The 540-nt window shown below is 58.9% G+C and carries 1 protein-coding gene; it reads left to right on the top strand.

The genetic code is table 11. The features are described 5' to 3' along the window. Positions 1-540: aconitase family protein (locus IEX22_RS16430; RefSeq protein ID WP_268236891.1), on the top strand; the 540-nt coding region annotated here is incomplete at both ends.

Here is a 540-nt window from a genome sequence, read left to right as displayed (position 1 = left end):
CTTGAGGGGCGTCAGTTTGCGCCCAAGGGCGCCGATTGGGATGCCGCCCTGGCAGCCTGGAAGACGCTCAAGTCTGATGAAGATGCTATCTTCGATGCCTATGTGGAGTTGGAAGGCAGTGAAATCGCGCCGCAACTGACCTGGGGCACTAATCCGGGCCAGGTGGTGGCCATAGATAAACCTGTGCCCAACCCCGCCGAGGAGGCCGATGCCACAGTGCGCGGCAGTATGGAAAAGGCGCTGAATTATATAGGTTTGACACCAGGTACCCTGATGACGGATGTGGCCATCAACAAGGTCTTTATTGGTTCATGCACCAATTCACGCATCGAAGATCTGCGCAGCGCCGCGGCGCAGATCCGTGGTCGGCGGGTGGCTGACGGCGTGACCGCCATAGTGGTGCCTGGCTCGGGACAAGTAAAGGCTCAGGCCGAAGCCGAAGGGCTGGATAAACTGTTTGTCGAGGCCGGGTTTGAATGGCGCTTGCCGGGCTGCTCCATGTGTCTGGCGATGAATGATGATCGCCTGGAAAGCGGCGAT

It is taken from the genome of Tersicoccus solisilvae, assembly GCF_014643255.1.
Lineage (GTDB): Bacteria > Actinomycetota > Actinomycetes > Actinomycetales > Micrococcaceae > Tersicoccus > Tersicoccus solisilvae.
This window is presented reverse-complemented; position numbering and strand designations above follow the sequence as displayed.